Origin of the sequence: Aeromicrobium sp. HA, assembly GCF_027171405.1 — a bacterium.
Lineage (GTDB): Bacteria > Actinomycetota > Actinomycetes > Propionibacteriales > Nocardioidaceae > Aeromicrobium > Aeromicrobium tamlense.
Window position 1 is genome coordinate 1005978 of the sequence record NZ_CP114372.1, and the last position, 23319, is coordinate 1029296.

Annotated in this window: 22 protein-coding genes; 15 read left to right on the top strand and 7 right to left on the bottom strand. The window is 72.1% G+C overall.

Annotated features, from left to right (window positions below; translation table 11 throughout):
- Positions 1-41: 41 nt before the first annotated feature.
- The 6 genes from O3S82_RS04875 (at position 42) to O3S82_RS04900 (ending at position 3907) form a co-directional block, all read left to right on the top strand.
- A complete protein-coding gene (locus O3S82_RS04875; RefSeq protein ID WP_269306010.1) occupies positions 42-449 on the top strand; it encodes a VOC family protein in 408 nt (135 codons plus the stop codon).
- A gap of 67 nt (positions 450-516) precedes the next feature.
- Positions 517-1089, top strand: coding sequence for a DUF2231 domain-containing protein (locus tag O3S82_RS04880; RefSeq protein WP_269306012.1), 573 nt, complete (start codon positions 517-519; stop codon positions 1087-1089).
- A complete protein-coding gene (locus O3S82_RS04885) occupies positions 1086-1610 on the top strand; it encodes a DUF488 domain-containing protein (RefSeq protein ID WP_269306014.1) in 525 nt (174 codons plus the stop codon). Before O3S82_RS04880 ends, O3S82_RS04885 begins: the two co-directional genes overlap by 4 nt.
- 66 nt (positions 1611-1676) lie before the next feature.
- Positions 1677-2207 (top strand): hypothetical protein, encoded by a 531-nt coding sequence (locus tag O3S82_RS04890; protein WP_269306016.1) that lies wholly within the window; start codon positions 1677-1679, stop codon positions 2205-2207.
- Positions 2204-2653: a DUF421 domain-containing protein gene (locus O3S82_RS04895; protein ID WP_179425737.1), complete on the top strand. Its 450-nt coding sequence runs from the start codon at positions 2204-2206 to the stop codon at positions 2651-2653. The genes O3S82_RS04890 and O3S82_RS04895 overlap by 4 nt, the downstream gene beginning before the upstream one ends.
- Positions 2654-2728: 75 nt before the next feature.
- Entirely contained in the window at positions 2729-3907 is a 1179-nt protein-coding gene (locus tag O3S82_RS04900) for an alcohol dehydrogenase catalytic domain-containing protein (RefSeq protein WP_269306019.1), read from the top strand.
- Positions 3908-3920: 13 nt separating this feature from the next.
- Here the strand turns inward: O3S82_RS04900 and O3S82_RS04905 are convergent, their stop codons facing one another.
- The 4 genes from O3S82_RS04905 to O3S82_RS04920 are packed head-to-tail and all read right to left on the bottom strand — an operon-like array spanning position 3921 to position 6560.
- Positions 3921-4169: a VOC family protein gene (locus O3S82_RS04905; RefSeq protein WP_269306021.1), complete on the bottom strand. Its 249-nt coding sequence runs from the start codon at positions 4167-4169 to the stop codon at positions 3921-3923.
- The gene (locus O3S82_RS04910) at positions 4166-5239 is read right to left on the bottom strand and encodes a carboxylate-amine ligase (protein WP_269306023.1); all 1074 of its coding nucleotides are present in this window, start codon (positions 5237-5239) and stop codon (positions 4166-4168) included. The genes O3S82_RS04905 and O3S82_RS04910 overlap by 4 nt, the downstream gene beginning before the upstream one ends.
- A 46-nt stretch (positions 5240-5285) precedes the next feature.
- Entirely contained in the window at positions 5286-6368 is a 1083-nt protein-coding gene (locus O3S82_RS04915; RefSeq protein WP_269306025.1) for a carboxylate-amine ligase, read from the bottom strand.
- A 6-nt stretch (positions 6369-6374) separates the two neighbouring features.
- Positions 6375-6560: a hypothetical protein gene (locus O3S82_RS04920; RefSeq protein WP_269306026.1), complete on the bottom strand. Its 186-nt coding sequence runs from the start codon at positions 6558-6560 to the stop codon at positions 6375-6377.
- A gap of 118 nt (positions 6561-6678) precedes the next feature.
- Here O3S82_RS04920 and O3S82_RS04925 point away from each other — a divergent pair, with 118 nt between their 5' ends.
- The 9 genes from O3S82_RS04925 to O3S82_RS04965 are packed head-to-tail and all read left to right on the top strand — an operon-like array spanning position 6679 to position 17437.
- Positions 6679-8955 (top strand): catalase, encoded by a 2277-nt coding sequence (locus O3S82_RS04925; RefSeq protein WP_269306028.1) that lies wholly within the window; start codon positions 6679-6681, stop codon positions 8953-8955.
- 13 nt (positions 8956-8968) lie between these two features.
- Complete coding sequence (locus O3S82_RS04930; protein WP_269306030.1) at positions 8969-10075, top strand: glycosyltransferase family 1 protein; 1107 nt, start codon at positions 8969-8971, stop codon at positions 10073-10075.
- On the top strand, positions 10072-11142 hold the full coding sequence (locus tag O3S82_RS04935) for a glycosyltransferase family 4 protein (RefSeq protein WP_269306032.1): 1071 nt from the start codon (positions 10072-10074) through the stop codon (positions 11140-11142). Before O3S82_RS04930 ends, O3S82_RS04935 begins: the two co-directional genes overlap by 4 nt.
- The gene (locus tag O3S82_RS04940) at positions 11139-12128 is read left to right on the top strand and encodes a glycosyltransferase (protein WP_269306034.1); all 990 of its coding nucleotides are present in this window, start codon (positions 11139-11141) and stop codon (positions 12126-12128) included. The genes O3S82_RS04935 and O3S82_RS04940 overlap by 4 nt, the downstream gene beginning before the upstream one ends.
- On the top strand, positions 12125-12967 hold the full coding sequence (locus O3S82_RS04945) for a glycosyltransferase family 2 protein (protein WP_269306036.1): 843 nt from the start codon (positions 12125-12127) through the stop codon (positions 12965-12967). Before O3S82_RS04940 ends, O3S82_RS04945 begins: the two co-directional genes overlap by 4 nt.
- Positions 12964-13962, top strand: coding sequence for an NAD-dependent epimerase/dehydratase family protein (locus O3S82_RS04950; RefSeq protein ID WP_269306038.1), 999 nt, complete (start codon positions 12964-12966; stop codon positions 13960-13962). The genes O3S82_RS04945 and O3S82_RS04950 overlap by 4 nt, the downstream gene beginning before the upstream one ends.
- A gap of 16 nt (positions 13963-13978) precedes the next feature.
- Entirely contained in the window at positions 13979-14680 is a 702-nt protein-coding gene (locus O3S82_RS04955; protein ID WP_269306040.1) for a hypothetical protein, read from the top strand.
- A 57-nt stretch (positions 14681-14737) separates the two neighbouring features.
- Complete coding sequence (locus tag O3S82_RS04960) at positions 14738-17215, top strand: DUF6351 family protein (protein WP_269306042.1); 2478 nt, start codon at positions 14738-14740, stop codon at positions 17213-17215.
- A 57-nt stretch (positions 17216-17272) separates the two neighbouring features.
- Positions 17273-17437 carry a DUF5302 domain-containing protein gene (locus O3S82_RS04965; RefSeq protein ID WP_269306044.1) on the top strand — a complete coding sequence of 55 codons (165 nt, stop codon included), beginning with the start codon at positions 17273-17275 and terminating at the stop codon, positions 17435-17437.
- A gap of 119 nt (positions 17438-17556) precedes the next feature.
- On the opposite strand, the gene gdhA is transcribed toward O3S82_RS04965, so the two are convergent.
- The 3 genes from gdhA to O3S82_RS04980 form a co-directional block, all read right to left on the bottom strand.
- Positions 17557-18894 (bottom strand): NADP-specific glutamate dehydrogenase, encoded by a 1338-nt coding sequence (gdhA, locus tag O3S82_RS04970; protein WP_223303462.1) that lies wholly within the window; start codon positions 18892-18894, stop codon positions 17557-17559.
- A 232-nt stretch (positions 18895-19126) separates the two neighbouring features.
- A complete protein-coding gene (locus O3S82_RS04975; RefSeq protein ID WP_269306046.1) occupies positions 19127-20080 on the bottom strand; it encodes an NAD(P)H-dependent flavin oxidoreductase in 954 nt (317 codons plus the stop codon).
- Between the two features lie 84 nt (positions 20081-20164).
- The gene (locus O3S82_RS04980) at positions 20165-23236 is read right to left on the bottom strand and encodes an efflux RND transporter permease subunit (protein ID WP_269306048.1); all 3072 of its coding nucleotides are present in this window, start codon (positions 23234-23236) and stop codon (positions 20165-20167) included.
- Positions 23237-23319 lie beyond the last annotated feature (83 nt).

Here is a 23319-nt window from a genome sequence, read left to right on the forward strand (position 1 = left end):
AAGCACTTGCCTGAAGGGCCGCGCCGTGGGTACCTCGGAGCATGAGCGAGCATCCCCGGATCCTGCAGACGGTCATCGACGCGACGGACGTGCGGCGGACGGCCGAGTTCTACCGCGAGCTGTTCGGCCTGGAGTACCGGGCGGGCGACGAGCCGCGGGAGGGCGAGGAGGACGTCGAGTGGCTGGTGCTGCGGGGACGCGACGGCGGGCATGGGCTGGCGTTCCAGCATGCCGATGAGCTGAAGCGGACCACGTGGCCCGATCCCGAGGTGCCGATGCAGATCCACCTCGACACGAGCGTGCCCGACGTGGAGGCGCTCGAACGGCAGAAGGCGCGCGCCGAGGCGCTCGGGGCGACGGTCATCCTCGACCGCACCGACGACCCCGAGGAGCCGCTCTACGTGTTCGCGGACCCCGAAGGGCACCCGTTCTGCATCTTCGTCGGCTGAGTGAGCGTCGAGGTCGCACTGGTCGGCGACCCGGGGTAGACCTGAGGGGAACGCAAGGAGGCCTGGCATGCATCGAACGACCGATCGAGATCCTCGTTCTTCGACACCCCTTCTCGTCCGCATCACGCAGCGACTCGAGGGCGCCCGCGTGCTGGACCCCGCCGTCCGGGCCCTGAGTCCGGTGGCCGGTGCCCTCATCGGCTCGGAGGACCGTCGTCGCCTCCTGCAGGGCGACTGGCTGGGGCACGCGATCCACCCGCTGCTCACCGACCTGCCGCTGGGGCTCTGGACCTCGGCCAGCGTGCTCGACCTGGTCGGCGGCAAGGACTCGCGTCCGGCCGCGCGACGTCTGGTCGGCCTCGGGGTCCTGTCGGCGGCGCCGACCGCGATCACCGGCTGGGCCGAGTGGGGCAGCATCCCGCGCCGTCCCGAGCGACGGGTCGGCGTGGTGCACGCCGTCGGCAACGCGGCCGCCGTCGTCGGGTACGCCGCCTCGTGGCAGGCGCGCCGTCGAGGCGAGCACGGCCGGGGCCGGAACCTCGCCCTCGGCGCAGCCATCGTCGCCGCTGCGGCCGGGTACCTCGGCGCCCACCTCAACGAGGTGCGTGAGGTCGCCAGCGAGCACCCCGCATTCGAGTGAGCCTGCTGACGATCGGGCACGGCACGTCCGACCGGCCCGACCTGACCCGACGCCTGCACGAGGCCGGGATCGAGGTGCTCGTGGACATCCGGCGGTTCCCCGGGAGCCGCCGGAACCCCGACGTGTCCCGCGACGCCCTCGAGGCGTGGCTCCCCGACGAGAAGGTCGAGTACGCCTGGGAGGAGCGCCTCGGCGGGCGCCGCCGGGTGCCCGAGGACGCCGGCGACACCGACGCCTGGTGGCGGGTCGAGGCGTTCCGGGCCTACGCCGCGTACACGCGCACACCGGAGTTCGCGGCAGCCCTCGGCGAGGTCGTCGATCGCGCCCAGGACGCGACCGTCGCCGTGATGTGCTCGGAGTTCGTGTGGTGGCGCTGCCACCGCCGCCTCGTCTCGGACGCCGCCGTGCTCCTGCACGGGCTGCCGGTTGAGCACGTCATGCCCGACGGTCGCCTCTCGGCGCACGAGCCGAGCGAGGGCGCTCGCGTCGTCGACGGCCAGCTCGTCTACCCGACGCCCTGATCGCTCCGCGGGCACGAAGACCCGGTGCGGTCTAGGGTGACGGGCGACCGGCCACTGGAGGTGCCCATGAGCTCTGACGACGACGCCCACATCCCCGTCATCCGAGGTGTGGCGGGACCCGCCCAGGCGCGGCGCTCGCGCAACTGGCGCCGCCTCGGCATCGTGCTGTTCCTGGTGGTCATCGTGCTCGCGTGCCTGGGCTGGCTCGGACCCCGCGACGCCACCGCGCGGGGAGCGACGCCCGACGGCTCCGAGGTGACGGTCACCTACCCGTTGCTCACGCGGTCTGGCGCCGACGCCGCGCTGGAGATCTCGATCGAGGACGTCACCGGCCCGGTGACCGTCCAGCTGCCGCGCGACGTGCTCGAGACGCTCGGTCTGGAGGTCGTGACACCGCGCCCCGCCGCCGAGACCGGCGACAAGACGGCCGTGCGTCTGACGTTCGCCCGACCGCCAGCCGGCGAGCTCACGGTCTACCTGCACGGCCGCATGCCGACTCGGTCGACTCTCGGCCCCGTGAGGTACGCGGTCCAGGTCGGTACGGGGGGCGAGCCGCCGGCAGAAGTCGCCTCGGTCCGAACGGTGGTGCTGCCATGAGCATCGTCCTGAGCGCCACCGCCGTCTTCTTCCTCGTCTGGGTGGTCGTCCGGATCGTCGGCAAGCGCGAGCTGAGCGAGATGGCCCCGTTCGACCTCGTCATCCTCGTCGTGATGGGCGACCTCATCGCCGAGGCTGTGATCGCCGAGGACACCTCGGTCACCGGCGCCGTCACCGCCGTGGCCACCTTCGGCCTGCTGACCATCGCGATGTCGTGGCTGTCGTACCGGATGCCGAGCCGGCGCGCGTTCTTCGAGGGCGTTCCGACGCTGCTGGTGCGCGACGGCGAGCTGGTCACCGAGTCGATGCGCGCCGAGCGGGTGACCCACGACGATCTCATGGTCGCGGCCCGGCAGGAGGGCATCACCGATCTGGACGACATCGCCTGGGCGGTCCTGGAGCAGGACGGCTCGTTCTCGTTCTTCAGCCGCGAGTCGAAGTCCTGACGCGATTGCCCGTGTAGCCCTGCCGTCGTCGGGTACTCCCCGAAGGACCGTGACTTCGAGGACAGAGGTGGGGACATGAAGGCCGTGACCTGGCAGGGCAAGCGCGACGTGCGCGTCGAGACGATGCCCGATCCGACGATCCAGGAGGACACCGACGCGATCATCGAGGTGACGACCACGGGCCTGTGCGGCTCGGACCTGCACCTGTACGAGGTGCTCGGGCCGTTCATGACGCCCGGCGACATCCTCGGCCACGAGCCGATGGGCCGCGTCGTCGCGGTGGGCCAGGGCGTCACCAACCTCGACATCGGCGACCGCGTCGTCGTGCCGTTCCAGATCGCCTGCGGCTCATGCTGGATGTGCAGCCGCGACCTGCAGACGCAGTGCGAGGTCACCCAGAACCGCGACACCGGCATGGGCGCCTCGCTGTTCGGCTACTCGAGCCTCTACGGTGCGGTGCCCGGCGGCCAGGCCGAGCTGCTGCGCGTGCCGCACGCCGACTACGGGCCCATCAAGATCGAGTCCGACCTCGACGACGAGCACTTCGTGTACCTGTCCGACGTGCTGCCCACCGCCTTCCAGGCGCTCGAGTACTCGGCCGTCGGCGAGGGCGACACACTGCTCGTCATCGGCCTCGGGCCGATCGGCGACATGGCGGCGCGACTGGCCCTGCATCGCGGCGCCCGGGTGATCGGCGCCGACCTCGTGCCCGAGCGGCTCGCCCGCACCGCCGCGCGCGGCGCCGAGACGTACGACGTCACGAAGGTCGACGTCGCCGAGGTCGTCCGCGAGGCCACTGGTGGGCGCGGCGCGGACGGCGTGATCGACGCCGTCGGCATGGAGGCGCACGGCTCGCCCGTGGCGCACGCCGGCCAGACCGCGGTCGGCTTCCTGCCGGACTTCCTCGCCCGCAAGGCGATGACCACGGTGGCCGTGGACCGCCTGGGCGCGCTGCACCTGGCGATCGACGCGGTGCGTCGCGGCGGCATCATCTCGCTCAGCGGCGTGTACGCCGGCACGGTCGACCCGATCCCCATGCAGACCCTGTTCGACAAGCAGGTGCAGCTGCACATGGGTCAGGCGAACGTGCGCCGGTGGGTGAATCAGGTCAAGCCGCTCGCGGAGGACTCGTCCGATCCGCTGGGCCTGGCCGACTTCGCCACGCACCGGGTGCCGCTCGACGAGGCGCCCACGGCCTACAAGAACTTCCAGGACAAGACCGACTCCACGATCAAGGTGCTGTTCAAGCCCTGATCGGTCACCGGGGTCAGTGAGGATCGCGCAGGATGCAGAACTCGTTGCCCTCCGGGTCACGCAGGACCACGAAGGGGTCGCCGGCGTGCTGGACCCAGACCGTGGGAGCGCCGGCCGGGGCGTCCTCGCGGGGGAGCAGGTGGCACGTCCGCCCGTCGCTGCCGTCGGACTCGATCCGGTAGTCGAGCGCCCCGGACCAGAAGCCGGCCAGCCGCTCGATGTCGTGCGCGTCGATCGTCCACTGGCGGAACACGCTCGTCATGACGTCTCCTTCGGGTCGGTGCGGGCGATGAGGTCGGACACCACGGCCCCCAGGTCGGGCGGGTCGCCGGCGGCCGCGCGCTGCCGGGCGGCGCCGTTGCCGCGGGTCAGGACGCGATGGATTCCGTCGGTCACGACGTCGGTCGTGCCGGCGGCGTCGAGCGCGTCGCGGGTCGACGACAGCAGCGACTCCAGCGCCTGCTCGGCCGGGACGAAGCTGCGGGTGACGGGGTCGAGCAGCGTGCCGCCGAGTCCATCGTGGCGGGCGCGCCACCGCGCCGCGCGTAGGGTCTCGAGCCGCCACTCACCCGACTCGGGCCGAGCGACGAGGGTCGTCACCAGCGCGCGGGCGACCTCGGCCACGAGGAGCGCGTCGTCGACGTCGGTGCACACGTCCGCCACCCGCACCTCGACGGTCGGGTACTTCTCGGCGATGCGCGCGTCGAGGTAGAGCATGTGCTCGTCGAGCGCGGCACCCGACTCGATCAGCCCCTGGGCGGTCGCCTGATAGGTCTCGAGGTCGCGGAACGGCTCGACCGGACCGGCCGTGGGCCACATGTCCCACAGGTGCCCGCGCCAGCTGGCGTGGTGGGTGTCGCGGCCGTGGAAGAACGGCGCGTTCGCCGAGAGCGCGGTCAGCACCGGGGTCCAGGGACGCAGCGCGTCGATGACGCCGATCGCCTGCTCGTCCGGCACTTCGACGTGCACGTGCATGCCGCAGGTCATGCCGTTGCGGCCGATCTCGCCGTAGCGGGCGATCATGCGCTCGTAGCGCGAGTGGGGCGTCGGTCGCGGCTCGCTGCCGCCCAGCACGTCCACCGGCATCGCCACGGCGTTCAGCCCGACGGCCCGGGCGGCAGCGACCGCGCCGGACCGCTGCGTCAGCAGGTCGTCGCGCAGGTCGGCGTGGTCGGCGTGGGGCGAGGTCTGCAGCTCGATCTGCTGGAGGAAGAGCTCGTGGTCGAGCTCCTCGCCGGGGTCCATGCGGCGATGGGCCCTCAGCACGGCCTCGGACTCGGGGACGACACGTCCCCGGTCGTCGACGACGAACAGCTCCTCCTCGATGCCCACGCGATGCACGGCGGTCACGTACCCCGGGACGCGCGGGACGAAACCGTCAGGCCGGGCGCGGGTCGGTGCGGCGGACGAGGTCGGTCATGACGGCCGTGAGGTCGGGCGGGTCGCCCGCCACCGCGCGCTGGCGCACCGCGCCGGTGCCGTACGTGAGCAGCCGGTGCACGCCGGACTCGACCCGGTCGGCCGTGCCGGCGTCCTTCAGCGCGACCGCCACGGTCCTCAGCAGGGAGTCGAGCGCCTGCGCGGCCGGGACGAACATCCCGGACAGCGGGTCGAGCAGCGTGGCGTCGAGCGCGTCGCGGCGAGCGCGCCAGGCCGCGTCGCGCAGGACGTCGATCCGCCATTCGCCCGGCTCGGTCCGCTCGGTGACGATCGTGGCCACCAGGGCGCGGGCCAGCTCGGCCACGAGCAGCGCGTCGTCCGCATCGGTGCACACGTCGGCGACGCGGACCTCGACGGTGGGGTAGCGGGTCGCGATGCGCGCGTCGAGGTAGACCATGTGCTCGTCGATCGCCGCGCCCGACGCGATCGCGTGCTCGACGAGCAGCCGGTAGGCCTCCCGGTCGCGGAACGGCTCGACGACCCCGGCCGACGGCCACGTGTCGCGCAGGTGGCCGCGCCAGCTGGCCACGCGCGTGTCCCGGCCGTTCGTGAAGGGTGAGTTCGAGGCGAGCGCGGCCAGCAGCGGCGTCCACGGGCGCAGCGCGTCGATCACCGGGATCGCGTCGTCCGGATCGACCTCGACGTGGACGTGCATGCCGCAGACCATCGTCGTGCGGGCGAGCTCTCCATAGCGCTCGACGATGCGGGTGTAACGGGGGTACGGCGTCACCACCGGGTCCTCGCCACCGAGCACGTCCACGGGGACGGCCGCCAGCTCCAGGCCCAGCGAGCGGGCCGAGTCGATCGCGTCACCGCGGCGCGCCACGAGATCCTCGCGCAGGGCGTCGGGGTCGTCCTGGGCACCCGTCTTCACCTCGACCTGCTGCAGGAACAGCTCATGGTCGAGCGGGTGCTCGGGATCGCGCTCGAGGTGCGCCGCGAGCACCTCCTCGGCCCGCGGCACGAGCCGTCCGCGCGCATCGACGACGAACAGCTCCTCCTCGATCCCGATGTGGCGCACGGGGACTCAGTCGGGTTGCCGGTCGTCCTCGGCCACGTCGGGCCGGGTGGGCGACTGCGGCATGTCGTGCACGTCCTCGGACGTGGTGACATCGGTGTCCGGCGGCGTCGGGTTGGCCGCCGACTCGCTGACGGTGCCCTCCTGCTCGGCGTCGTCGGAACGGTCTCGGGGGTCCTGCGGATCTGTGGTCATCGTGCCTCCTTGTGGGTCTCCAGTACCCGTTCGCGACGAGATGACGCGCGCGCGATTGACCCCCATGCGGAGGGGTACGTCCGGAAAGGACGACCGCCGATTCCCCGAGGAGACCACGATGGACCCGAGCAAGGCCGCGAAGAACATCAAGGACGCCGTCGAGAGCACGGCGGAGAAGGCGCTCGACAAGGCGGCGGAGCTCGCGAGCCCGGACATCCCGGGACGGCCCGGCCCGGAGCCGGCCCCGCTGGACGAGCCGACCACCCCGCGCGAGCCGCTGCCGCGCAAGAAGGACCAGAGCGCACCCGACACCCGGTCGGCGACCGGCGCGCCGTCCGGCGCCCCCGACGACGTGCGCACCCAGCACGGCGCGTATCTGACCACCTCGCAGGGCGCGCGCCTGCGCGACAGCGACCACTCGCTGAAGGCCGGCCCGCGCGGGCCGATCCTCATGCAGGACCACCACTTCCGCGAGAAGATCACCCACTTCGACCACGAGCGGATCCCCGAGCGCGTCGTCCACGCCCGCGGCGCCGGCGCCCACGGCATCTTCGAGGGCTACGGCACGGCGTCCGAGGTGACCCACGCGCAGTTCCTCCGGGAGGGCGTCACCACCCCGGTGTTCACGCGCTTCTCCACGGTGCTGGGCTCGCGCGGCTCGGCCGACACGGTGCGCGACACCCGCGGCTTCGCCACGAAGTTCTACACCGAGGAGGGCACGTTCGACCTCGTCGCGAACAACATCCCGGTGTTCTTCATCCAGGACGGCATCAAGTTCCCCGACGTCATCCACGCCGGCAAGCCGCACCCGGACCGCGAGATCCCGCAGGCGCAGAGCGCGCACGACACGTTCTGGGACTTCGTCTCGCTGCACTCCGAGGCCCAGCACCACACGATCTGGAACATGTCCGACCGCGGCATCCCGCGCTCCTACCGGATGATGGAGGGCTTCGGCGTCCACACGTTCCGCCTCGTCAACGCCGAGGGCGGCACGTCACTGGTGAAGTTCCACTGGAAGCCGAAACTCGGCGTGCACTCCCTGACGTGGGAGGAGGCGCAGTTCATCAACGGCATCGACCCGGACTTCCACCGCCGCGACCTCTACGACGCGATCGAGGCGGGCGCGTTCCCCGAGTGGGAGCTGGGCATCCAGGTCTTCGAGGACAACCCCGAGGAGGAGTTCGCCGGCATCGACCTGCTCGACCCGACGAAGATCGTCCCCGAGGAGCTCGCGCCCGTGCAGCCGATCGGCCGCCTGACGCTGAACGGCAACCCGACGAACTTCTTCGCCGAGACCGAGCAGGTGGCGTTCCACCCGGGCCACCTGCCGCCGGGCATCGACGTCACCAACGACCCGCTGCTGCAGGCGCGGCTGTTCTCGTACATCGACACGCAGATCACGCGTCTCGGTGGGCCGAACTTCTCGCAGATCCCGATCAACCGGCCGCACGCGCCCGTCAACGACATGCTCCGCGACGGCTTCCACCAGCACGCCGTGCACGCCGGGGTCGCGCCGTACAAGCCGAACTCGCTCGACGGCGGCTGCCCGTTCTTCGCCGGCGCCGACGACCGCGCCTTCGAGGACACGCCGGTGCGCGTCGCCGAGGCGACGAAGGTGCGCGCGAACCCGGCCTCGTTCGACGACCACTTCAGCCAGGTGCGGCTGTTCTGGGCCAGCATGAGCCCCGTCGAGAAGGAGCACATCATCCGCGCCTACTCGTTCGAGCTGGGCAAGTGCTACGAGGACGCGATCAAGGAGCGCCAGCTCCAGCACCTGGCGGACATCGATCCCGTGCTGTGCCAGGAGGTGGCCACGGCCCTCGGCCTGCCCGCGCCGGCGCCCACGGTCGAGCTCACGCAGGAGACGCCGAGCCCCGCGCTGTCGCAGGTCGGCGGCTCGTGGCCCGCGGACGGCCGCATGATCGGCATCGTCGTCGACCCCGACGGCGACCTGGCGGGCGTCGAGGCGCTGCGTGCGGCGATCTTCTCCGCCGGCGCCGTCCCGCTCGTGGTGGGCCCGCACGGCGGCACGGTCGGTCCGCTCACGGTGCAGCGGACGTTCGCGACCGGTCGCTCGGTCGAGTTCGACGTCCTCCTGCTGGCCGGCCTTCCGAAGCCCGCGCCCGACGCGCTGGCGTCGCGCGACGACAAGTCCGGTGCGCCCAGCGGTCCGGCGCTCGATCCGCGCGTGCAGCTGCTGATCGACGAGACGTGGCGCCACGCAAAGGTGATCGGTGCGTGGGGCGACGGTGTGACGGCGCTGGAGTCGGCGGGCTACTCGGGCCGGCTGACGGGCGTCGTGACGGGTGACGACGCCACCACGGTGTTCGGACAGGTCCAGGAGCTGATGGCCTCGCACCGCGTGTGGGACCGGTTCCCCGTGGCCGTGTCGTGATCGGGGACCTGGATTGACCACGAACTTCGTCGCAGAGCGCACCGCCACCGGGTCGCTGCGCATCGCCTCCGTCCCGTCGACGCACGTCTACGTGCGGCACCTGCGTCCGCCGGACGGGCCGAGCCCGTTCGTGCACCTGCCGGATCCCGACCCCGACCACCCCTCGCGCTCAACCACCAGCACGTGGTGGCCGCCGGTCATGCTGCGTCCGGAGTGGGCGGCCACGGCCGACTTCGACGTGTTCCACGTGCAGTTCGGCTTCGACGCCTGCTCGCCGGAGGACCTCCAGCGACTCGTCGACGTCCTCCGCGAGCGCGGCAAGCCCCTAGTGCTGACCGCGCACGACCTGCGCAACCCGCACCACCCGACCCCGCAGCTGCACGACGAGCAGCTCGGCGTCCTCATCACCGCCGCCGACGCGGTGGTGACCCTCACCGAGGGCGCCGCCGCGCAGATCCGGCGCCGCTGGGACCGGGAGGCGATCGTGCTGCCGCACCCGCACGTCGTCGAGCTCGACACGATGGCGCGGCTCCGCCGCGAGCGGGCCGCCCGTGACACGGACGAGTTCCGCGTGGGCGTGCACATCAAGAGCCTGCGCGAGTCGATGGACCCGTTCCCGGTGCTGGAGGTGCTCGACGAGACGCTCGCGGGCCTGCCCGGTGCGGTCCTGCAGGTCAACGGTCACCGCGACGTCCTCGACGCCGACGGCGCCCGGCGCGACGACGAGCTCGCGCGCTGGCTCGAGCAGAAGGCCGCCGCCGGCCGGATCGACCTGCGGGTGCACGACTTCCTGCCCGACGACCAGCTGTGGGAGTACCTCGCGAGCCTCGACGTGGCCGTCCTGCCCTACCGCTTCGGCACGCACTCGGGCTGGCTGGAGGCGTGCCGCGACCTCGGCACCACCGTGGTGGCGCCGACGTGCGGCTTCTATGCGGACCAGGGGCCGGTGCTGAGCTACGGCTTCGACGAGTCGCACTTCGACGCCGAGTCCCTGCGCGACGCGGTCCGGTTCGCGCACGCCGCCCGGCCCGACCACGGGGCCGACGTGGACGAGCGTCGCGCCCAGCGGATCGCGGTGTCCCGCGCCCACGAGGAGCTCTACCGGAGGCTGCTGTCGTGAGCGGCCTGCGGATCTGCCTCATCGCCTCGAGCCGGTTCCCGATCAGCGAGCCCTTCGCCGGCGGACTCGAGGCGCACACGCACGCCCTCGCCCGCCAGCTGACCCAGCGCGGCCACGACGTCTCGCTGTTCGCTGCGCCGGGATCGGACCCCGACCTGCGCACGGCGGAGCTGCCGGTGGAGGCGCTGCGGCACGAGGAGGTGAACCGTCCGGACGTCGACGTGACGCCCGGGGCCTGGATGGACGAGCACCACGCCTACCTCGGGCTCATGCTCGACCTCGCGCGGAACGCCCGCCGGTTCGACGTCATCCACAACAACAGCCTCCACCACCTGCCCGTGGCGATGTCGGCGATGCTCGACGTGCCGATGGTGACGACGCTGCACACGCCGCCGGTGCCGTGGCTGGAGTCCGCCCTGAAGTTCGCGTCGCCCGCCAGCACGTTCGTGGCGGTCAGCCGCTTCACGGCGCAGGCGTGGGCCCACGTCACCCCGACGACGACCATCCCCAACGGGGTGGACGTCGAGCGGTGGTGGCCCGGGCCCGGCGGCCGCGCGGCGATCTGGTCGGGTCGGCTCGTGCCGGAGAAGGGTCCGCACCTGGCGATCGACGCGGCGCGGGCGGCCGGGATGCCGCTCGACCTCGCCGGGCCGTCGCTGGACGCGCACTACTTCCGCACGCAGATCGAGCCGCGGCTCGGTGGGGACGTCCGGTATCTCGGACATCTCACGCACGACTCGCTGCGGGCCGCGGTGGGCTCGGCGCGGGTGGCCGTGGTGACGCCGATGTGGGACGAGCCCTACGGACTCGTGGCCGCCGAGGCGATGGCCTGCGGCACGCCCGTCGCCGCGTTCGCCAGGGGCGCCCTGCCGGAGTTCGTCGACGGCACCGTTGGCGCGCTCGCCGCGGCGGACGACGTCGACGGTCTGGCCCGGGCCATGCACCTCGCGGCCCGGCTCGACCGGTCGCGCGTCCGGCGGGCCGCGGTCGAGCGCTGCTCGATCTCGACGATGGTGGACCGGTACGAGGACCTGTACCGGGCGGTGTCGACGCCGCTCGCCGCATGATCGGCTACTACGTCCACCACCAGGGCAGCGGCCATCTGCACCGCGCCACCGTCCTCGCGCAGTCGCTGGACGAGCCGGTGACCGGCCTGTCGTCCCTGCCGAAGCCGGAAGGCTGGGCGGGGGAGTGGGTCCGGCTCGAGCGCGACGACGCGTGGGCCGAGGAGGCCGGCGACACCGCCGACGGCTTCCTGCACTGGGCGCCGCTCGGCGAGCCGGGGCTGCGCTCGCGGATGGCCGCGATCTCGACGTGGATCGGCGAGACGGCCCCGTCCCTCGTCGTCAGCGACGTCTCGGTCGAGGTCGCGCTGCTGGCCCGCCTGCACGGGGTCCCGGTGGTCTCGGTCGTCCTGCCCGGCGACCGCGGCGACCGCGCCCACCGGCTGGGTCGGGCTGCCTCGAGCGCGCTCGTCGCGTTCTGGCCCGAGGAGGCCGAGGGCATGGTGCGCGGCGTGGACGAGCCGCTCCACTGCGTCGGCGCGGTCTCGCGATTCCCGGTGCAGGACCAGCCCGTCCGGAGGACGTCGGCGCGACGCGTCGTGGTGCTCGGCGGCAGGGGCGGCGGCGGCCTCACCGACGCGGAGCTCGAGGTCGCCCGGGCCCAGACGCCCGGCTGGCAGTGGGAGGTGCTGGGCGGTGCCGACGGACCGTGGCTCGCCGATCCGTTCCCCTCGATCTGCGAGGCCGACGTGGTGGTGACGCACGCCGGCCAGAACGCGATCGCCGAGGTCGCCGCGGCACGCCGCCCGGCGATCGTCGTCCCGGCCGACCGGCCGCACGACGAGCAGCACTCCACCGCGCGCGTGCTGGCCGGGGAGTCGTGGCCGGCACTCGTCGAGTTCGGGTTTCCCGCGGCCGGGTGGGCGGAGCGGCTCGAGCGCGCCGCACGCCTCGACGGCTCAGGCTGGGAGCGCTGGTGTGACGGCCACGCACCCGAGCGGTTCGCGGCGCTCGTCGCCGGACTCGTCGCGGAGCCGGTCGCGCGATGACGTCCGTCGCGGTGATCACCGTCGCCCACGGGCGTCACGACCACCTGCGGGCGCAGCACGCGAGCCTGGCCCGCAACACCCGCCTGCCGGACCAGCGCGTGCTCGTCGCGATGGACGACCCGGAGCTGCTGGAGTGGAGCCCGGAGGCGCCACCCGCCGTGCACGCCCTCGCGATCGATCGCGACCCGCTCGGTCTGCCGCTGGCCGCCGCGCGCAACGCGGGCGCCGACGCCGCGCTCCGTGCCGGCGCCGAGGTGCTGGTGTTCCTCGACGTCGACTGCCTGGTCTCGCCGGGGCTGGTGCAGGACTACGTGGACGCCGTGACCACCGAGCCGGACCTCCTGTGGTGCGGCCCGGTCACCTACCTCCCGCCCCCGCCGCCGGAGGGCTACCCGGAGGACGTCGAGGCGTGGGACTCACCGCACGCCGCCCGGCCGGCGCCGGCCCCGGGGGAGCGGATCCGAGGAGGCGACCCCGACCTGTTCTGGTCGCTCTCCTTCGCGGTGCACCGCGAGACGTGGGACCGCATCGGCGGCTTCCACGAGGAGTACGTCGGCTACGGAGGCGAGGACACCGACTTCTCGCAGTGCGCCGCGCGCGCGGGCGTCGACCTCGGCTGGACCGGCGGCGCGAGGGCCTTCCACCAGCACCACCCGGTGCAACGGCCCCCGGTGGACCACCTCGACGACATCCTGCGCAACGGGGCGCTGTTCCACCGCCGCTGGGGCCGCTGGCCCATGACGGGCTGGCTCGAGGCGTTCGAGGAGCAGGGCCTGGTCGAGCGCCGCGGCGACGGCTGGGGTGTGAGAGCACGCGCCGCGGGTACGTGTCCTGCATGAGGATCGTCATCACCGGCGCGACCGGGAACCTGGGGTCCGCCGCCCTGCACGAGCTGTCCACCGGCGGCGAGCACGAGCTCACCGCCGTCGCACGCCGTCTGCCCGAGATCGCGAATGCGGGGGCCTCCTCGGTGCGCTGGCATGCCGCCGACGTCTCGCACGACGAGCTCACGACCGTCCTCACCGGTGCCGACGCCGTGGTGCACCTCGCCTGGAAGTTCCAGCCGACGCACCGCCAGGACGTCACGTGGGCCACGAACGCCGTGGGCACCCGGCGCGTGCTCGACGCGGTCCAGGCGGTCGGCGTGCCGAAGGTCGTCGTCGCGTCGTCGGTGGCCGCCTACTCGCCGGTCGAGCACGACACGCCCGTCGACGAGTCGTGGCTGACGGACGGTGCCTCGGAGGCGACCTACTGCCGCGAGAAGGCCTACGTGGAGCGCACCCTCGACGGCTTCGAGGCGTCGCACCCGGACGTCCGCGTGGTGCGACTGCGTCCCGCCTTCGTGTTCCAGCGCTCCGCCGCGAGCGAGCAGCGCCGCATCTTCGGCGGCGCCCTCGCGAGGCCCGCGCTGCTGGACCGCCGCCGCATCCCGATCCTGCCCGTGCCCGCCGGGCTCCGGTTCCAGGCGATCCACGCCGGCGACGTCGGCCGTGCGATCCGGGCCGCGGTCGAGCGCCCCGTCAGCGGCCCGTTCAACCTCGCGGGCGAGGGGGTGCTGCGCCATCCCGAGCTGGGCGAGCTCATGGGTGCGCGCACGGTCGAGGTCCCGGCGCGCGCCGCGCAGGCCGTGCTCGGCGCCGCGTGGCGCGTGCACGCCGCTCCGGTGCCCGGGAGCCTGCTGGGTGCGCTGATGCGCGTGCCCCTGATGTCCACCGCGCGCGCCCGGACGGAGCTGGACTGGACCCCGGACCACTCGGGACGCGACGCGGTCAACGCGCTGCTGTCGGGCATCCCCGAGCGCGCCGGCAGCACGATGCCCCCGCTGCACCCGTGACCCGTCAGGAGCCCCGATGACCTCACTGCCCCGCGCCGCCGAGGAGCTCGCCACCGGAGCCGGCCGCGTGGCCGCGCGGGCCGGCGGGCTGGTCCTCGAGGGCGCCACGCACGCCGTCGCGGTGGCTCGTCGGGCCCGCAAGCCGCTGCACCCGCGCGGCACGGTGTGGGAGGCCGAGCTCACCCGCACGGGCACGCTGCTGCCGACCGGGGTCCCGTGGCTCGACGAGCCCGGCACCGAGCGCGCGATCGTCCGCGTCTCCGCCGCGTTCGGCTTCCCGCACGGCTGGCCCGACATCCAGGGCCTCGCCCTGCGGCTGCCCGAGCAGGGCGATGCCGACGTGCTGCTCGCCAGCACCGGCTCGGGGCGGTTCAGTCGCTTCCTGCTGCGCCCCGTGAAGTCCTCGGGCTGGCACCTGTCGACGACGCTGCTGCCGTACCGCGGCCCCGAGGGTCCGCTGCTGCTGGCCGCCGCGCCCACGGGACCGCAGCAGTACGTGCTGCTGCGTGCCGAGGGGCAGGGCGCCTGGGTCGCCTTCGCGGTGCTGCGACTGCTCCACGAGTCCGCCGAGCAGCCCTCGTTCGACCCCGTCCGCAGGACGGTCCCGGGACTGCAGAACTACGACTGGGTCCGGCGCCTGCGCGAGCCCGCCTACGAGACGGCCCGGGAGGACCGGGGGGAGTCGCCTTCGTCCGCAGGTCGTGACAATGTGACGTAGGTCACAGTAAGGTGCTCGAACATCGAGTCTCTCGGGCTGTCCTGTTGGGAGTCAGGCATGCGTGCACCCCACCGTCCCCTTCGTCTCGTCCTCGTCGGCGCCGCCGGGCTCGCGCTCGTGGCGGGCGCCACCGTCGCCGCCGAGGCCGGCAGCCCGCGCCACGGCAACGCCCTGCGCATCGAGGTGCTGTCGAGCGCCCCGGACCAGGTCTCCGCGGGTGACGCGCTCGTCGAGGTGAGTCTGCCGAAGCAGGTGCGGCCGTCCGACGTGGTGATCCGCGCCGGCGCGGCCGACGTCACCGACGCGTTCGACCTGACCTCCGACCGCACCCTCGTCGGACTCGTCGACGACCTGCGCGTCGGGCGGACCACGCTGCGGGCCGAGGTCCGCAGGGGCGCCCGGCACGGCGCCCGCTCCGCCTCGCTGCGCGTCACGAACTTCCCCGAGTCCGGGCCGATCTTCTCCGGACCGCAGCAGCAGCCGTTCGTCTGCACCACGGCGCGCGGCCGCTTCGACGGCCGCAAGATCCTCGGCCAGCCCATCGTGGACAACCAGGACCGGCAGGGCATCGCGGTGGCGCGCGAGGACGCGAACGGCGACTACCCGCAGGACGGGCGCGGCTACCCGACCGCCGACGCCGAGACCGTCGGCTGGAGCGCGAACTGCGCCGCCGAGCGCCGCATCGGCTACATCTACCGCTCCACCACGGACAACCGGTTCCACTGGCTCGACGACCCGGCGAACGCGCCGGCCGACACCGCGACCACGACGACGAAGGACGGTCAGCAGGTGCCGTTCGTGGTGCGGTGGGAGCGCGGCACGGTCAACCGCTTCGTCTACAGCATCGCGGCGCTCGCGCCCGTGGGCGACGCCGATCCCGAGCGTCCCGACGACGCGCTGTGGAACCGCCGCCTCGTGTTCAGCTTCCAGGGCGGCGTCGCCATCGGGCACGCGCAGGGCACCACGAGCGACAGCGCGATGCTGCCCGCCGACCTGCTCGGCCAGGGCTACGGCGTCATGTGGTCGAGCGGCACCCGCACCAGCACGCACTACAACCTGCAGCTCGGCGGCGAGACCGCGCTGATGCTCAAGGAGCGCGCGATCGAGACCTACGGCGTGCCGGACTACACGGTGGCCGTGGGCGGCTCGGGCGGCGCGATCCAGCAGTACGTCTACGCGCAGAACCACCCGGGCATCATCGACGCGGCGATCCCGCAGTACTCGTACCCCGACATGGTCACGCAGATCATTCACGTGGGCGACTGCGAGCTGCTGGAGCACTACTTCGACGCCACCGACCGGGCGAACCCGAAGTGGAAGGACCCCGAGGTCCGGCAGGCGATCATCGGCCTCAACGGCACGAAGGAGCCGAAGAACCTGTCCGCCGGCGAGATCGCGCAGTGGAACCAGCTGTACGGCGCGATGCAGGCGCTGGGCTACCAGGTGATGGACCGTGCGCCCGGCTCGGCGGCGCCCCCGCTGATGGAGTGCAAGCCCGGCTGGTTCGGGCTCACGCCGCTGGCGCTCAACCCGACGTTCACCGACGTGCAGGACCTCGACAAGCTCGCGCAGGGCACCGAGGGCGTCCAGTGGACCCACTTCGCCGACCTCGTGAACATCTACGGCACCGGTTCCGACGGGTACGCCCGCGTGCCGTGGGACAACGTGGGCGTCCAGTACGGCCTGCAGGCGCTGAAGGACGGCGTCATCACGCCGGCCGAGTTCGTCGACCTCAACGCCAAGGTGGGCAGCTGGAAGGAGGCCCGCGACATGGTGACCGAGGGGGCACCGTTCGCCGGCGCCACGACGCCGCAGAACTTCGACCCGTGGAGCTCGCGCAACATGAACCTCAGCCCCGGCGGCGACGCACCCGCGCCGCGGCGGTCGGGCGACCTGAAGGCCATCCGCGCGGCCTACACCTCGGGCATGCAGTTCCAGGGCGACATCGACATCCCGATCATCGACCTGCGGCCGTACCTCGAGGACGAGCTGGACATGCACAACACCCAGCAGTCGTTCGCGGTGCGCCAGCGCATGCTCAACGTCGACCGGGACGCCTCGAACCAGGTCATCTGGTTCGCCGACGCGCGGCCTCAACAGGACTACGACCCGACGATGCGGGCGTTCGAGGTCGTCGACGAGTGGATGGCGAACATCGCGCGGAACCCGAGGAAGGGCGTCTCGGGCAACAAGCCGGCGCGCGCGGTGGACACGTGCTTCACCACGAGCGGTGAGGTCATCGCCGCCGGGCCGAAGGTCTGGAACGGCGTCCTCGACACGAAGGCCGCGGGGGAGTGCACGCAGCGCTTCCCGATCTACTCCAGCTCGCGTCGCGTGGCCGGCGCCCCGTACGAGGGCGGCATCTGGAAGTGCGCGCTCCAGCCGGTCTCGAAGGCCGTGAAGTCGGGGCTCTACGGCTCGTGGCGTCCCGGCCGCGCGGAGATCGCCCGCCTCGAGCAGGTGTTCCCCGAGGGCGTCTGCGACTACCGCAAGGGCGACGTCGGCAAGCCGAAGGGGCACGGGCACTGGCGCTGACGCCCTCGCGCCGGCCTGCGCGCCGGGCTACGTTGGACACGACCTGAGGAGGCCGCAGTGACCGATTCCGACGACATGAAGGCCAAGTTCCGCGAGGCGCTCGACAAGAAGAAGCACCGTCACCACGCCACGGCCGAGGGGGCCGAGCACGACGGCAGCGAGAAGTCCCACGGCTCCAGCAAGCCGATCGAGCAGCCGGAGTTCCGCCGCAAGGCGACCTGAGCCACGGCTCCGCCGCGCGAGATGTGTAGCGGCATCCACCGTTTTCCGGCGGATCCACCCCGAAAAGGGTGGACAACGCTACACATCTCGTGTCCGGGACGGACGACTTCCGTCGGGTCTCAGATGACGCCGAGGGCCAGCATTGCGTCCGCGACCTGCGTGAAGCCGGCGATGTTGGCGCCCGCGACGTAGTTGCCCGGCGTGCCGTACTCGTCGGCGGTCTCGAGGCAGCGGTCGTGGATGCCGCGCATCGTCTCGGCGAGGCGCTCCTCGGTGTACTCGAACGACCAGCGGTCGCGCGAGGCGTTCTGCTGCATCTCCAGCGCGCTCGTCGCGACGCCGCCGGCGTTCGCGGCCTTGCCGGGCGCGAAGGTGATGCCGGACTCGCCGAACGCCTTGATCGCCTCGGGCGTGCAGGGCATGTTCGCGCCCTCGGCCACGATCGTGCAGCCGTTCTGCGCCAGCGTCTTCGCGTCGGTCTCGTCGAGCTCGTTCTGCGTGGCGCACGGCAGGGCGATGTCGCACGGCACGTGCCAGATCGAGGAGTCGCTCACGAAGTGCGCGCCGTCGCGGCCCTCGGCGTACTCGCTGATGCGGGCGCGGCGCACCTCCTTGACGTCCTTGAGCAGCTCGAGGTCGATGCCGTTCTCGTCGACGACGTAGCCGCTGGAGTCCGAGCAGGCCACGACCGTGGCGCCGAGCTGCTGCAGCTTCTCGACCGCGTAGGTCGCCACGTTGCCCGAGCCCGACACGACGACGCGCTTGCCGTCGAACGACTCGCCGCGGGTGCGCAGGATCTCGCCGGCGAAGAACACCGTGCCGTAGCCGGTGGCCTCGGTGCGCACGAGCGACCCGCCCCACGTGATGCCCTTGCCCGTGAGGACGCCGGACTCGTAGCGGTTGGTGATGCGCTTGTACTGGCCGAACAGGAAGCCGATCTCACGGCCACCCACGCCGATGTCGCCCGCGGGCACGTCGGTGTACTCGCCGATGTGGCGGTAGAGCTCGGTCATGAAGGCCTGGCAGAAGCGCATGATCTCGCCCTCGGAGCGGCCCTTGGGGTCGAAGTCCGAGCCGCCCTTGCCGCCGCCGATCGGCATGCCGGTGAGGGAGTTCTTGAAGATCTGCTCGAAGCCGAGGAACTTGACGATGCCCAGGTAGACGCTGGGGTGGAACCGCAGGCCGCCCTTGTACGGGCCGAGCGCGGAGTTGAACTCGACGCGGAAGCCACGGTTGATCTGCACGTTGCCCTGGTCGTCGACCCACGGGACACGGAAGATGATCTGGCGCTCGGGCTCGCAGACGCGGCGGATGACGGCGGCGTCGGTGTACTGCGGGTGCTTGCTGACCACGGGGTTGAGGCTGTCCAGCACCTCGCGCACGGCTTGGTGGAACTCGGTCTCACCGGGGTTGCGGTGCAGGACTTCGTCGTAGATCGTCCCGAGGCTCTCGTGCAAGGTCACCAGGCTTCATTCCCGTCTGCTTTGTTACGTTCAGATTTCGTGGCGTGCGGGACCAAGCCTGCCTTACGGGTTCCGCTGACGGCCCCCGGGGCCCGTCTGCGTCGGTGGTGCGCGTAGGAAAGAAGATTCCCCGGTTAGCAGGGGAATCCCTCACGATGCGGGGGAAGCTCCCCCCGCATCGTGCAGGAAAACCCGGTTAACCGGGGAATCGTGTGACGGCTGAGACTCAGGCCGGGACGGCGGCGAGGAGGTCGCGGCGGGCCTCGTCGTACTCGCGGACGAGGCGGGCGACGAGGTCGGCCGTGGGCACGGTCGCGTCGACGACGCCGAGGCCCTGACCGGCGCCCCAGATGTCCTTCCAGGCCTTCGCGTCGGTGGTGCCGCCCGAGCCGAAGTCCATCGTCGACGGATCGCCGGCGGGGAGGTTGTGCGGGTCGAGCCCGGCGGCCTCGATGCTGCCGCGGAGGTAGTTGCCGTGCACGCCGGTGAACAGGTCGGAGTAGACGATGTCGTCGGCCGAGCTCTCGACGATCATCTGCTTGTAGCCGTCGACCACGTTGGCCTCCTCGGTGGCCAGGAAGGCCGAGCCGACGTAGGCGAGATCGGCGCCGGCGGCCTGCGCGGCCAGCACCGAGCGGCCGTGTGCGATCGAGCCCGAGAGCGCGAGCGGTCCGTCGAACCACTGGCGGATCTCCTGCACGAGGGCGAAGGGGGAGAGGGTGCCGGCGTGGCCACCCGCGCCCGCGGCCACCGCGATGAGGCCGTCGGCGCCCTTCTCGATCGCCTTGTGCGCGAAGCGGTTGTTGATGATGTCGTGCAGCACGATGCCGCCGTAGGAGTGCACGGCGTCGTTGATCTCGGGGCGGGCGCCCAGCGAGGTGATGACGATCGGCACCTGGTGCTCGACGATCGTGGTCATGTCCTCCTCGAGGCGGTTGTTCGAGCGGTGCACGATCTGGTTCACCGCGAACGGGGCGGCGTCGGTGCCGGCGAGCTCGGACTCGATGCGGTCGAGCCAGTCGTTCAGCAGCGACGCCGGGCGCGCGTTGAGGGCGGGGAACGAGCCGACCACGCCGGCCTTGCACTGCTCGATGACCAGCTCGGGACCCGAGGCGATGAACATCGGGGACGCCATCACCGGGATGGACAGACGGTTCTCGAGGACGGTGGGCAGGGACATGGGGTGACCTCCGGGCCGGGACTCATGCAACTCGTTGCATACAACGAGTTGCATACTAGCCGCGACCCGGAGCCACCACAACCGTCAGACCGCGGTAGCGCGCGCGGCGCGACGCGCGCGGCGCCGCTCCTTGCGCGTGCGCCAGCGCTCGACCACGAGGTAGAGCACCGGGACCAGGATCAGCGTGAGCAAGGTCGAGCTGGCCAGGCCGCCGATCACGACGATCGCGAGTGGCTGGCTGATGAACGCACTGCCGCCCGTGACGCCGAGCGCCATCGGGGTCAGGGCGCAGATCGTGGCGAGGGCCGTCATGACGATCGGGCGGACGCGGTGGCGCGAGCCCTCGCGGACCGCCTCCTCGGCTGAGGCGCCCTGGCGCCGGTACTGGTTCACCAGGTCGATCAGCACGATCGCGTTGGTGACCACGATGCCGATCAGCATGAGCATGCCGATGAGCGACGGGACGCCGAGCGGCACGCCGGTGATGACGAGCAGCAGGACAGCGCCGGTGGCGGCGAACGGGATCGACACCAGCAGCAGGAACGGCTGGATGAGGCTCTTGAACGTCGCCACCATGACGATGTAGACGATCGCGATCGCCAGCAGCAGTGCGATGCCGAGCTGGGCGAAGGCCTCGGCCTGGTCGGCGGACACGCCGCCGACGGTGGCCTCGGCGCCCTCGGGGAGGTCGACGCCGTCGATCGCCTTCGCGATCGACGAGTTCACGGTGCCCAGGTCGTCGCCCTCGGGCGTGACCGAGACCGTGATCGAGCGGTCGCCGTCCTGGCGCGTGACCGACACGGGCAGCGCGACCTGCTCGACCTCGGCGACGTCGCCCAGGGTGGCGTCGCCGAACGGCAGCCGGCGCAGCTCCTCGACCGAGGTGGGCACCTCGCCGCCCGGCAGGACGACCACGTCGGTCTGCGCGCCGGTGAGCACGACGCTGCCCAGCGGCGTGGGACCGGTGAGCGACGACACGGCCTGGCTGATCTGCTGCTCGCTCACGCCGAGCGTGCGGCCGACCTGGTTGAGGGTGACGGTGATCGTCGGCTGGGCGGCCTGCGCGTTGGACGAGACGTCGGACGCGCCGTCGACGTCGGTGAGCGCCTCGAGCACCTGCGCGGCGGCGTCGTCGAGCGAGGCCGGGTCGTCGGAGGTGACGACGACGTCGATCGTGGAGGAGCCGCCCATCGCGGCCGCGGCACTGATCTGCACCGTGCCGACGTCCTGCAGCTCGTCGAGCCGCGCGGAGACCTCGTCCTGGAGGGCCTCCTGGTCGGCGTCCTCGTCGGTGGTGACGGCGAAGTTGGCGTCGCCGCCCCCGCCGAAGAGCGCGGCCAGGCCGTCGCCCGAGCCGATCGTGGCCTGGACGGTGTCGACGCCGTCGACCGAGGTCAGCGCGTCCTCGACCTTCTGCGCGGCGGTGTCGATCGCGGCTAGCGAGGCGCCGGGCTCGAGCGACTGCACGACCGTGAACGTGTTCTGGCCGGAGTTGCCCAGGAAGTTCGTCTTCATGAACGGCGTGAGCGCCATCGAGCCGACGAAGAGGACGGCCGCGAGGACCAGCGTGATGACGCGGTGGCGCAGCGCCCAGTCGATGACCGGGACGTAGCCGCGCTGCAGCAGGGTGCGGCGCTCCTTCTCCTGGGCGGCGGCCTCGACGGCGACGGGGTCGACCTCGCCCTGGCGCTCGCGCAGGAACCAGTAGGCCAGCACCGGCACGATCGTGAGCGCCACGAGCAGCGAGGACAGCATCGCCAGCGCGACGGTGAACGCGAACGGGCGGAAGAGCTCGCCGACCTGCCCGCCGACCAGGCCGATTGGCAGGAAGACCGCCACCGTGGCCAGGGTCGAGGCGGTGATCGCCGAGGCGACCTCGCGGGTGCCGGTGAGCACCGCCTCGGACTTCCGCGTGCCGTAGGAGAGGTGTCGCTTGATGTTCTCGATCACCACGATCGAGTCGTCGACCACGCGGCCGATCGCGACGGTGATGGCGCCGAGGGTCAGGATGTTGAGCGAGTAGCCGAAGACCAGCAGGCCGACGAACGTGACCAGCAGGCTGAGCGGGATCGAGATCGCGGTGACGATCGTGGAGCGCAGCGACGCCAGGAACACCAGGATCACGACGACCGCGAAGACCAGGCCCAGCAGGCCCTCGGTGGTGAGGTCCTCGATCGACTTCTCGATGAAGGGCGCCTGGTCGAACACGACGTCGACCGACGTGCCCTCGCCGAGTGCCGTGCCGGCCTCGTCGACGGCGTCGGCCACCGCGTGCGAGATGTCGACGGTGTTGCCGTCGGGCGTCTTGGTGATCGCGAGACCGATGCTGGGGTTGCCGTCGGTGCGCGAGATCGAGGTGGCGGCCTTCTCGGCGAGGCGGACGCGCGCGACGTCGCCCAGCGTGGTGCCGGGGCTGCCCGCGAGGGGGAGTGCGGCGATGTCCTTCACGTCCTGCAGCTCGCTGCCGACCTGGACGCTGAGGGTGGTGGTGTCGTCGGTGACGGCGCCGGCGGGCAGCAGCGAGCCGTTCTGCTGCAGCGTGGTGGCGATGTCGCCGACGTTCGCCTTCGCGGCGGCGAGCGCGGCGGGCTGGATCGTGAGCTGCACCTGGTCGACCGGTCCACCCGAGACGGTGACGTCGCGGACGCCGGCGATGTCGTCGAGCAGCGGGACGAGCTCCTCGTCGACCTTCGACGTGAGGTCGGCCAGGTCGGCGCCCTCGCCCGAGACCGAGAGCTGCACGATCGGGATGTCGGCGATGCTGCCCGCGATCACGAGGGGCTCGACGTCGTCGGGCAGGCCCGCCAGCGCGGAGCCGAGGCTGCTCTCGAGGCGCTGGCGCGCGTAGGCGGTGTCGGTGCCGTAGTCGAGCGTGACCATGACGATCGAGCTGCCCGGGGTGGACGTCGACTGGATCGACTCCACGCCTTCCAGCGACTTCGCGGCCGAGTCGACCTTCTGGGTGACCTGCGCGTCCACGACGTCGGCGGAGGCACCGGGGTACTGCGACACCACGATGACGGCGGGGAACTCCAGAGCCGGGATCAGCTCCTGCTTCAGCTGGGTCACGGAGTAGACGCCGGCGATGGAGGCGACCACGGTGACCAGCGCGATGAGGGCGCGGTTGGCCATGCTGAAGCGAGCGAACAGATTCACGGAACTCCTCGAGACGACGCGTTCGCCCGGGCGCGAACACTGAAGTGTTGCACCCCACTACGACAGCCGGACCAAGCGCGGGC